The organism is Citrobacter sp. S55_ASV_140 (assembly GCF_018919505.1).
In the GTDB taxonomy this organism is placed as follows: Bacteria; Pseudomonadota; Gammaproteobacteria; order Enterobacterales; family Enterobacteriaceae; genus Citrobacter; species Citrobacter werkmanii.
The window spans coordinates 1-9,586 of sequence record NZ_JAHLQZ010000157.1; the positions used below are offsets into that span (position 1 = coordinate 1).

Annotated in this window: 8 protein-coding genes, 1 pseudogene and 1 riboswitch; of the genes and pseudogenes, 5 read left to right on the top strand and 4 right to left on the bottom strand. The window is 54.3% G+C overall.

Going from position 1 to position 9,586, the window contains the following annotated elements; translation table 11 throughout:
* Together KQJ18_RS18250 and KQJ18_RS18255 are read right to left on the bottom strand one after the other, a co-directional pair.
* Window positions 1-335, bottom strand: a pseudogene (locus KQJ18_RS18250) (multifunctional CCA tRNA nucleotidyl transferase/2'3'-cyclic phosphodiesterase/2'nucleotidase/phosphatase); the annotation flags it as partial.
* A 62-nt stretch (window positions 336-397) separates the two neighbouring features.
* Window positions 398-1,018: a TIGR04211 family SH3 domain-containing protein gene (locus KQJ18_RS18255; protein ID WP_048232822.1), complete on the bottom strand. Its 621-nt coding sequence runs from the start codon at window positions 1,016-1,018 to the stop codon at window positions 398-400.
* A gap of 242 nt (window positions 1,019-1,260) precedes the next feature.
* Between KQJ18_RS18255 and KQJ18_RS18260 the strand changes: the two genes are divergently transcribed.
* From KQJ18_RS18260 to glgS, 4 genes are all read left to right on the top strand, one after another.
* Complete coding sequence (locus KQJ18_RS18260) at window positions 1,261-2,562, top strand: inorganic triphosphatase (protein WP_137350677.1); 1,302 nt, start codon at window positions 1,261-1,263, stop codon at window positions 2,560-2,562.
* Between the two features lie 47 nt (window positions 2,563-2,609).
* Window positions 2,610-5,450, top strand: a complete 2,841-nt coding sequence (glnE, locus tag KQJ18_RS18265; protein ID WP_185655959.1) for a bifunctional [glutamate--ammonia ligase]-adenylyl-L-tyrosine phosphorylase/[glutamate--ammonia-ligase] adenylyltransferase — start codon at window positions 2,610-2,612, stop codon at window positions 5,448-5,450.
* Between the two features lie 59 nt (window positions 5,451-5,509).
* A complete protein-coding gene (gene hldE, locus KQJ18_RS18270; protein ID WP_038633941.1) occupies window positions 5,510-6,943 on the top strand; it encodes a bifunctional D-glycero-beta-D-manno-heptose-7-phosphate kinase/D-glycero-beta-D-manno-heptose 1-phosphate adenylyltransferase HldE in 1,434 nt (477 codons plus the stop codon).
* A 365-nt stretch (window positions 6,944-7,308) separates the two neighbouring features.
* On the top strand, window positions 7,309-7,515 hold the full coding sequence (gene glgS, locus KQJ18_RS18275; RefSeq protein WP_087856824.1) for a cell surface composition regulator GlgS: 207 nt from the start codon (window positions 7,309-7,311) through the stop codon (window positions 7,513-7,515).
* 33 nt (window positions 7,516-7,548) lie between these two features.
* On the opposite strand, the gene ubiK is transcribed toward glgS, so the two are convergent.
* On the bottom strand, window positions 7,549-7,845 hold the full coding sequence (gene ubiK / locus KQJ18_RS18280; RefSeq protein ID WP_038633935.1) for a ubiquinone biosynthesis accessory factor UbiK: 297 nt from the start codon (window positions 7,843-7,845) through the stop codon (window positions 7,549-7,551).
* A 132-nt stretch (window positions 7,846-7,977) separates the two neighbouring features.
* Window positions 7,978-8,128: riboswitch (FMN riboswitch) on the top strand.
* Between the two features lie 106 nt (window positions 8,129-8,234).
* Here ubiK and ribB point away from each other — a divergent pair.
* Window positions 8,235-8,888 carry a 3,4-dihydroxy-2-butanone-4-phosphate synthase gene (ribB, locus tag KQJ18_RS18285; RefSeq protein ID WP_038633931.1) on the top strand — a complete coding sequence of 218 codons (654 nt, stop codon included), beginning with the start codon at window positions 8,235-8,237 and terminating at the stop codon, window positions 8,886-8,888.
* An 84-nt stretch (window positions 8,889-8,972) separates the two neighbouring features.
* Here the strand turns inward: ribB and dsbI are convergent.
* Window positions 8,973-9,586, bottom strand: a 614-nt coding sequence (dsbI, locus tag KQJ18_RS18290; RefSeq protein ID WP_216422450.1) for a protein-disulfide oxidoreductase DsbI, incomplete at its 5' end; no start/stop codon positions are given.

Consider the following 9,586-nt stretch of genomic DNA (forward strand, 5'->3'; position numbering starts at 1 on the left):
CCGTTATACGGGTCGATAATCTTCCCGTCGTCATCGCGGGCCATTGCGTTGATGGTCAGGTCGCGACGTTGAAGATCGTCCTCCAGCGTTACATCCGGCGCGGCGTAACAGGTGAATCCGGTATACCCCGAACCTGATTTACGCTCGGTTCGCGCCAGCGCATACTCTTCCCGGGTTTGTGGATGCAGAAACACGGGAAAATCGCGGCCTACCTGCTGGTAGCCCGCATCGAGCATTTCTTGTGGCGTGGCGCCGACAACGACCCAATCTTTATCTTTAACCGGTAGCCCTATTAACGCATCCCGAACAGCACCACCGACCAGATAAATCTTCACGCCACTTTCCTTTTGAAAAAAATCATCCCTTAATCATATGTCAGTGTGGCGGAGAAGGCGATTCAGTTCATCCAGCGATCTTTGCGTTTACGGCTTGGGATCATGTGCGGCAGAACCAGGCCGAGCAGCAGACCAAGACCCAGCACGCCGCCGCCGTACATAAACCACTGCATGATGATGGTGCGCTGTTTGTCATCAAGCTGCAGGTTGGCTGCGCTCACCTTCTTTTGCGCCACGATAAGTTCGTTTTTCAGCTTCTGATTTTCTTGTTTCAGCCCGTCGATCACGCTGTCGCTTTGCGCCACTTTTTGCTGCATATCGGCGGTGCGCTGATTCCACGTGGTATCGATATTATTGAGCTTATCTGTCAGCGTCTTAACCTGGTTTTCCAGATCGGGAACGCGGGTACGCAGGCTTGGCGTACTGTTCAGCTCTTTCAGTGGGATCCAGGCGGTACGTCCGGTGCTGTCTTTCACCTGGGCATAGTTGGTGTTGGCATCGGTCTGTAATAGCGTGACTTCCTCGCCGGCGTTAACCGTACCCACGAGGCGATAATTATCTCCCGGACCGCTGCGGACCCAGGTGTTCAGTTCGTCAGAGACATAGCGCTTTTCTTCGGCATGTGAGACTGCAGTGGCGCTAAGTGCGAGTAAAGTTAATCCAATCAGGCGTAATTTTGGCATCAGGCTGTCGTTATTGTCATAGAAAGTGGAACGATAGTAGTGGCATCAGTGTCTCTACGCAAAGCATTCGACATCAATCGGAATCATCTGTGTCCTTTTTGCCACCACCCGAAACTTTTACGCCCGTCAAATTGCTCGTTGCATGGCAATTTGGCGCAAAATACTATCTACTTGACCATTAAGAACGAACTTAGTTCGCAGTCAGTTTTCTCAACTGTGACATAACCCATAAGTACAAGACCATGGCCCAGGAAATCGAATTAAAATTTATCGTCAATAGTGATGCTGTAGATGCGCTACGTGAGCGTCTGAATACGCTGGGAGGAGAGCATCACGCGCCCAGCCAGTTGCTGAATATCTACTACGAAACGCCGGATGCCTGGTTGCGTGGTCACGATATGGGCCTGCGTATTCGCGGGGAAAACGGTCATTATGAAATGACCATGAAAATTGCCGGACGGGTAACGGGCGGTCTGCATCAGCGACCAGAATATAACGTTGCGCTGAGCACGCCTGAGCTGGAGCTCGCCCTGTTTCCCGCTGAAGTCTGGCCTGATGGCAAGCTACCCACGGAACTCGCTTCTCAGGTGCAGCCGCTGTTTAGCACCGATTTTTACCGTGAAAAATGGTGCCTTGATGTTGACGGTAGCCGGATTGAGATAGCCCTCGACCTTGGGGAAGTGAAAGCGGGCGAGTTTGCGGAGCCTGTCTGTGAGCTTGAACTGGAACTGCTAAGCGGCGATACCCGTGCGGTATTGAAGCTGGCAAATCAGCTGGTTTCGCAAACCGGTTTACGTCAGGGCAGCCTGAGCAAAGCGGCGCGTGGCTATCATTTGGCTCAGGGGAATGCGCCGCGTGAACTCAAACCGACGCGCATTTTGCGGGTTCCGGCGAAGGCGAGCATCGAGCAAGGTCTGGAAGCGGCGCTGGAGCTGGCATTATCCCAGTGGCAGTACCATGAAGAGCTGTGGGTACGCGGCGTCAAGGGGGCGAAATCCGAGGTACTGGCGGCAATGGACCTGGTGCGCCACATTCTGATGCTGTTTGGCGGTAATGTGCCACGAAAAGCGAGCGCTCACTTACGTGATTTGCTGACCCAGTCGGAAGCAATCATGGCGTCGGACGTTTCTGCCGTTTCGGCGGTTTACAGCACACAAACGGCGATGGCAAAACTGGCGCTGACCGAATGGCTGGTAACCAAAGGATGGCAGCCGTTCCTTGATGCGAAGGCGCAGGGTAAAATTGCCGACTCCTTTAAGCGCTTCTCAGATATTCATCTCTCGCGCCATGCCGCCGAACTGAAAACCGCTTTTGCTCAGCCGCTGGGCGATCGCTATGCCGATCAGCTTCCACGCCTGACGCGCAACATTGATAGCATGCTGATGCTGGCGGGATATTATGACGAAAATGTCGCCTCGGAATGGATCGCCAACTGGCAGGGCCTGCGACACGCCATTGCGGCCAACCAATATATAGAAATCGAACACTTCCGTAATGAGGCAATCGCGCTGGAACCGTTCTGGCTGCACAGCGGAAAACGATAATCAGGACTGAGGCCGCCATCTGGCGCTATTCAAAGGATAACTCATAAATGAAGCAGCTCTCTTCACCGTTACAGCAGTACTGGCCGACCGTTGTTGAGCGGCTGCCAACAACAATATCTGAGTCCTCGCTTAGCGTGCAGGCGAAGTCAGTGCTTACATTCAGTGATTTTGTTCGCGACAGCCTTATTGCCCATCCTGAATGGCTGGTCGAGCTGGAAAGCGCAGCGCCTCAGGCGGACGAATGGCGACACTATGCCGCCTGGTTACAGCAGGCGTTGACCGACGTCAGCGATGAAAACACGCTGATGCGTGAGCTACGCCTGTTTCGCCGTCGCATTATGGTGCGTATCGCGTGGGCGCAGACGCTGTCGCTGGTGACGGAAGAGAGTATCTTGCAGCAGCTAAGCCATCTGGCTGAAACGCTGATCGTTGCCGCGCGTGACTGGTTATACGCCGCCTGCTGTCGCGAATGGGGAACGCCTTGTAATCCTGAAGGTGTTGCGCAACCGCTGCTGATTTTAGGCATGGGGAAACTGGGCGGCGGCGAGCTGAATTTTTCCTCCGATATCGACCTGATTTTTGCCTGGCCGGAGCACGGCAGTACGCAGGGCGGGCGACGCGAGCTGGATAACGCGCAGTTCTTTACCCGTATGGGCCAGCGGCTCATCAAGGTCCTGGATCAGCCCACAATGGATGGCTTTGTTTATCGGGTGGACATGCGTCTACGCCCATTTGGCGACAGTGGTCCACTGGTGCTGAGCTTCTCCGCGCTGGAGGATTATTACCAGGAACAAGGCCGCGACTGGGAACGTTATGCAATGGTCAAAGCCCGCATTATGGGCGATGCTGATGGCACTTACGTCAATGAACTCCGCGCCATGCTGCGACCGTTTGTCTTCCGTCGTTATATCGATTTCAGCGTGATCCAGTCTCTGCGTAACATGAAAGGGATGATTGCCCGTGAAGTGCGCCGTCGCGGACTGAAGGACAACATTAAGCTGGGGGCGGGCGGTATTCGTGAAATCGAATTTATCGTGCAGGTATTCCAGCTTATTCGCGGCGGACGCGAGCCGTCGCTGCAATCCCGCTCACTGTTACCGACGCTGAGCGCCATCAAGGCGTTAAACCTGTTGCCAGACACCGATGCGGAGCAACTGCGCGCCGCCTATCTCTATTTACGCCGTCTGGAAAACCTGCTGCAAAGTATCAATGATGAACAGACCCAGACGCTGCCGGGTGATGAACTGAATCGTGCGCGGCTGGCGTGGGGAATGAACGTTGATGACTGGCAGCAGTTGACCGATGTGCTGGCGAGCCATATGCACAATGTGCGACGGGTATTTAACGAACTGATTGGCGATGACGAAGCCGAAACTCAGGAGGAGTCGCTGTCAGAACAGTGGCGCGAACTGTGGCAGGACGCCTTACAGGAAGATGACACCACGCCGGTGCTGACGCATCTGGCGGATGACGATCGGCGACGCGTCCTGTCACTGATCGCGGATTTCCGCAAAGAGCTGGATAAACGCACCATTGGCCCACGCGGACGCCAGGTGCTGGATCATCTAATGCCGCATCTGCTGAGCGATGTCTGTTCGCGTGACGACGCCTCAGTTCCGCTATCGCGCATTACGCCGCTGCTGGTGGGCATTGTCACCCGTACAACCTATCTGGAGCTGCTGAGCGAATTTCCCGGCGCGCTTAAGCACCTGATTTCACTCTGTGCCGCCTCGCCGATGGTCGCCAGCCAGCTGGCGCGCTATCCGCTGTTGCTCGACGAGCTGCTGGATCCGAACACGCTGTATCAACCCACGGCGACAGATGCCTACCGTGATGAGCTGCGCCAGTATTTACTGCGCGTGCCGGAAGATGACGAAGAGCAACAACTGGAAGCGCTGCGCCAGTTTAAGCAAACGCAGCTGTTGCGTATTGCCGCGGCTGATATCGCCGGAACGCTGCCGGTGATGAAGGTGAGCGACCACTTAACCTGGCTGGCGGAAGCTATGATTGATGCGGTAGTCCAGCAGGCGTGGACGCAGATGGTTGCTCGCTACGGGCAACCCACCCATCTTGGCGATCGCGAGGGACGCGGTTTTGCCGTGGTCGGCTATGGCAAGCTGGGCGGCTGGGAGTTGGGTTACAGCTCGGATCTCGATCTGATCTTCCTGCACGATTGTCCGATGGATGTAATGACGGATGGCGAACGTGAGATTGACGGGCGACAGTTCTATCTGCGTCTTGCGCAGCGCATTATGCACCTTTTCAGCACCCGTACCTCCTCCGGTATTTTGTATGAAGTGGATGCGCGGCTGCGTCCGTCCGGTGCTGCGGGGATGCTGGTAACTTCAGCGGATGCTTTCGCCGATTACCAGCGCAACGAAGCCTGGACATGGGAACATCAGGCGCTGGTGCGCGCGCGCGTAGTATACGGTGACCCTCAGTTGACCTCTCAGTTTGACGCGGTGCGTCGCGATATCATGACCCTCGTCCGCGACGGAAAAACCTTGCAAACCGAGGTGCGCGAAATGCGTGAGAAAATGCGTGCTCATTTAGGCAATAAGCATCGCGATCGTTTTGATATCAAAGCGGACGAAGGCGGCATTACCGATATTGAGTTCATTACGCAATACCTGGTGCTGCGCTATGCCCATGAAAAACCGAAGCTGACGCGTTGGTCGGATAACGTGCGCATTCTGGAATTACTGGCGCAAAATGACATTATGGAAGAGCAGGAGGCGCTGGCGCTTACCCATGCTTATACGACGCTGCGTGATGAACTTCACCATCTTGCCTTGCAGGAGCTTCCGGGCCATGTGGCGCCAGAGTGCTTTGAGGCTGAACGTACGCTGGTGCGCGACAGCTGGCAGAAGTGGCTGGTTGCCGAGTGAAGTGTGCTATTATCGCGCGCAAATTTTAAGACCCTCAGAGAATCTCTCAGGAGACAGGAATGAAAGTAACGCTGCCAGAGTTTGAACGTGCAGGAGTCATGGTTGTCGGTGATGTGATGCTGGATCGCTACTGGTACGGTCCTACCAGCCGTATTTCGCCTGAAGCGCCGGTTCCGGTGGTGAAAGTGGATACCATCGAAGAACGTCCCGGTGGCGCAGCAAACGTGGCGATGAACATTGCCTCCCTGGGAGCGAATTCGCGTCTGGTGGGCCTGACCGGTATTGACGACGCGGCGCGTGCGCTGAGCAAAACGCTGGCGGATGTGAACGTAAAATGTGATTTCGTCTCCGTACCAACCCATCCGACGATTACCAAACTGCGCGTACTTTCCCGTAACCAGCAACTGATTCGCCTGGATTTCGAAGAAGGTTTTGAAGGTGTGGATCCGCAGCCGTTGCACGAGCGTATTAATCAGGCGCTGGGTTCTATCGGCGCGCTGGTGCTCTCTGATTACGCCAAAGGCGCGCTGGCAAGCGTGCAGCAGATGATTGCGCTGGCGCGTAAGGCCGGAGTTCCGGTGCTTATCGATCCGAAAGGAACCGATTTTGAACGCTACCGTGGCGCTACGCTGCTGACGCCGAATCTGTCTGAGTTTGAAGCGGTTGTTGGTAAGTGCAAAAGCGAAGATGAGCTGGTGGAACGCGGCATGAAATTGATTGCTGATTTCGACCTTTCCTCTTTGCTGATCACGCGTTCCGAGCAGGGGATGACGCTGCTGCAACCGGGCAAAGCACCGCTGCATATGCCGACTCAGGCGCAGGAAGTGTATGACGTGACCGGCGCGGGCGATACGGTTATTGGCGTGCTGGCGGCGACGCTGGCGGCGGGTAACTCTCTGGAAGAAGCGTGCTACTTTGCTAACGCCGCAGCCGGTGTTGTCGTAGGTAAACTGGGGACTTCAACCGTTTCTCCCATTGAACTGGAAAACGCCGTGCGCGGTCGTGCAGATACTGGCTTTGGCGTGATGAGCGAATCTGAGCTGAAACAGGCCGTTGCCAGCGCCCGCAAGCGCGGTGAGAAAGTGGTAATGACCAACGGGGTGTTCGACATTTTGCATGCGGGGCACGTCTCCTATCTGGCAAACGCACGCAAGCTGGGCGATCGCTTGATCGTCGCGGTAAACAGCGATGCTTCGACCAAACGTCTGAAAGGCGAAACGCGTCCGGTCAACCCGCTGGAACAGCGGATGATCGTACTGGGCGCGCTGGAGGCCGTCGACTGGGTGGTCTCTTTTGAAGAAGATACACCGCAGCGTCTGATTGCGGGCATCCTGCCGGATCTGCTGGTAAAAGGCGGCGATTATAAGCCGGAAGATATTGCGGGCAGCAAAGAGGTGTGGGCGAACGGCGGTGAAGTGCTGGTGCTGAACTTCGAAGACGGATGCTCAACGACTAATATCATCAAAAAGATCCAAAAAGACAGCGATAAATAATCGCCGGGAAGTTTGCCGGATGGCGGTGGAAACACCTTATTCGACCTACGAGGTTGTGGGCCGGATAAAACGCGTGAGCGTTGCCATCCGGCATTTCTGTTTCTTATTCTTCAGTGGTTTTTTCAACAGGCTGTGGACTGTTTTTCAGCGGTTCAGCTTTACGATGACGCTCTGTCTCAAAGGCGCGATTGTCGCGTTTTGCTACAGCATCTTTTCACTCTCCGCACGAGGCGTAGGTTTCATAGGAAAGTGTGAGCCTGGGCTATAAATTTGCGCACATTATGTACAAAACTATTTCGCGTATAGGGAAATACTGAAATCAGAAAAAGCATATGGCCTTAGCAGATATTCAATAACTGGAGGGTATGCTCATGCACAGCAACATGTATTCAATGAACAATTTCGATTTCCTGGCCCGCAGTTTTGCCAGGATGCAGGCTGAGGGCCACCCTGTTGATATCCAGGCCGTCACGGGCAATATGGATGAGGAACATCGTAGCTGGTTTTGTAAACGTTATGCGCTGTACTGCCAGCAGGCGACAGAGGCGAAGAAACTCGAACTGGAACACTAACAGAAAAACGGGCCTTGCGGCCCGTTGTCGTTTTTACTCTTGCGGATCGACTGAGGGGATCGCAGGTGCAGGCTTAACTTCTGCCGTTTTTTCACGCGCTTCCAGCTCAGTCAGGCGTTGTTCAAGCAGCGCCAACTTTTCACGGGTACGCAGCAAAACCTGAGTCTGCACATCAAACTCTTCACGGCTTACCAGGTCCAGACGGGTCAGTTGTGACTGCAGCGTTTGACGAATTTTCTTCTCGACGTCTTCCCCAAACTCCCGGATCCCTTTCGGCATCGACTCGTGAACCTGACGAGCAATCTGCTCAATTTTTTTCGGGTCAATCATTGTGGTTTCCCTGAACTGGTACGTGTTGCTGCTTATTGTAGTGCGAATGGGCGCAGGCATAAACCAGAATTGTGTGAAGCTAAGTCGAGTAAAGGCGTTGATGAAGGTAATCAATAGCGTTATAGTTAACCCGCTTATTCTCAGGGCGGGGCGAAATTCCCCACCGGCGGTAAATCAGCTTAATGCTGAAAGCCCGCGAGCGCTTTGGGTACAAACTCAAAGGTCAGCAGATCCGGTGTAATTCCGGGGCCGACGGTTAGAGTCCGGATGGGAGAGAGTAACGATCCAGTCGGGCATGGACCCGCTCACGTTATTTTTTTGCCGCTTAGACGGTACTCCTAAGACTGCCCTGATTCTGGTAACCATAATTTTAGTGAGGTTTTTTTACCATGAATCAGACGCTACTTTCCTCTTTTGGTACGCCTTTCGAACGTGTTGAACATGCGCTTTCTGCGCTGCGTGAAGGACGCGGTGTGATGGTGCTTGACGACGAAGATCGTGAAAACGAAGGCGATATGGTTTTCCCGGCAGAGACCATGACCGTTGAACAGATGGCGCTGACCATCCGTCACGGCAGCGGTATTGTTTGCCTGTGCATCACTGAAGACCGACGCAAACAGCTCGATCTGCCAATGATGGTGGAAAATAACACCAGTGCTTATGGTACCGGTTTTACCGTGACCATTGAAGCCGCAGAAGGCGTGACCACCGGCGTTTCCGCTGCAGACCGTGTCACTACGGTACGTGCGGCAATTAAGGATGGCGCAAAACCTTCCGATCTGAACCGCCCGGGACACGTTTTCCCGCTGCGCGCTCAGGCAGGCGGTGTGTTGACTCGCGGCGGTCACACTGAAGCCACCATCGATCTGATGACGCTGGCAGGCTTTAAACCCGCCGGTGTGCTGTGCGAACTGACCAATGACGATGGCACCATGGCGCGCGCGCCGGAGTGCATCGAATTTGCCGGCAAGCACAATATGGCTGTGGTCACTATCGAAGACCTGGTGGCTTACCGTCAGGCGCATGAGCGTAAAGCCAGCTAATTGCTCATTACCACGCTTGTCGTGCCAGGGATAAAAAAACCGAAGTCAGTTTTCTGGCTTCGGTTTTTTGTTATTGCAGTCTGTCTATTTAGTTCTGGCCAGTTTGATTGCCCAGGCGCCGCTCATTATCACTAACAGCAGCAAACATACGCCAAAAGCCAGCAGGCAGGCCTGCGCCATATTCATAAAATGCCACGGCGGCAGGAGATACCAACCTTCCGACTGTTGGTACAGATCGACAAACCACTTTTGCATACTGCTGAGCGCCACGCCATCGGGAACGATGGGCGCATCATAGCCGCAGTCTCCTGTGGGCTTAAACCATTCTGGCGCCCAGTTTGCCAGCGGCAAATTGAACGGGAAGGTCGGATCGGTGGAACATCCCTGTACGCCAAACAGTGAATCTGGGTCCGGGTTATGTACTGCATAATGAATGCTGTTAAGTTTGATGGAAAACTTAATGCCCATGATGCTACCGTAAAATGCCGCGATGCAGCCGATGAGCTTCAGAACAACATTTTTGGGGTTAAGCGCCGCGATTAGCCCACCAAAAACCATCACGAACATGGCAAAGCGAATGTATACACATTGTTCGCAGGGAGCCATGTAGAGATAGATTTGGAAGAAAGAGTGCGCCAGAATAATTAACCCACCCATTGCGCAAGCCATCAGTAACCACAGAAAGCGCCGTTCCTGCC

Bases quoted from the DNA above. Each gene is read 5' to 3' on its own strand.
- KQJ18_RS18255 (WP_048232822.1), bottom strand. From the start codon at position 1,018: ATGCCAAAATTACGCCTGATTGGATTAACTTTACTCGCACTTAGCGCC.
- KQJ18_RS18260 (WP_137350677.1), top strand. From the start codon at position 1,261: ATGGCCCAGGAAATCGAATTAAAATTTATCGTCAATAGTGATGCTGTA.
- glnE (WP_185655959.1), top strand. From the start codon at position 2,610: ATGAAGCAGCTCTCTTCACCGTTACAGCAGTACTGGCCGACCGTTGTT.
- hldE (WP_038633941.1), top strand. From the start codon at position 5,510: ATGAAAGTAACGCTGCCAGAGTTTGAACGTGCAGGAGTCATGGTTGTC.
- glgS (WP_087856824.1), top strand. From the start codon at position 7,309: ATGCTCATGCACAGCAACATGTATTCAATGAACAATTTCGATTTCCTG.
- ubiK (WP_038633935.1), bottom strand. From the start codon at position 7,845: ATGATTGACCCGAAAAAAATTGAGCAGATTGCTCGTCAGGTTCACGAG.
- ribB (WP_038633931.1), top strand. From the start codon at position 8,235: ATGAATCAGACGCTACTTTCCTCTTTTGGTACGCCTTTCGAACGTGTT.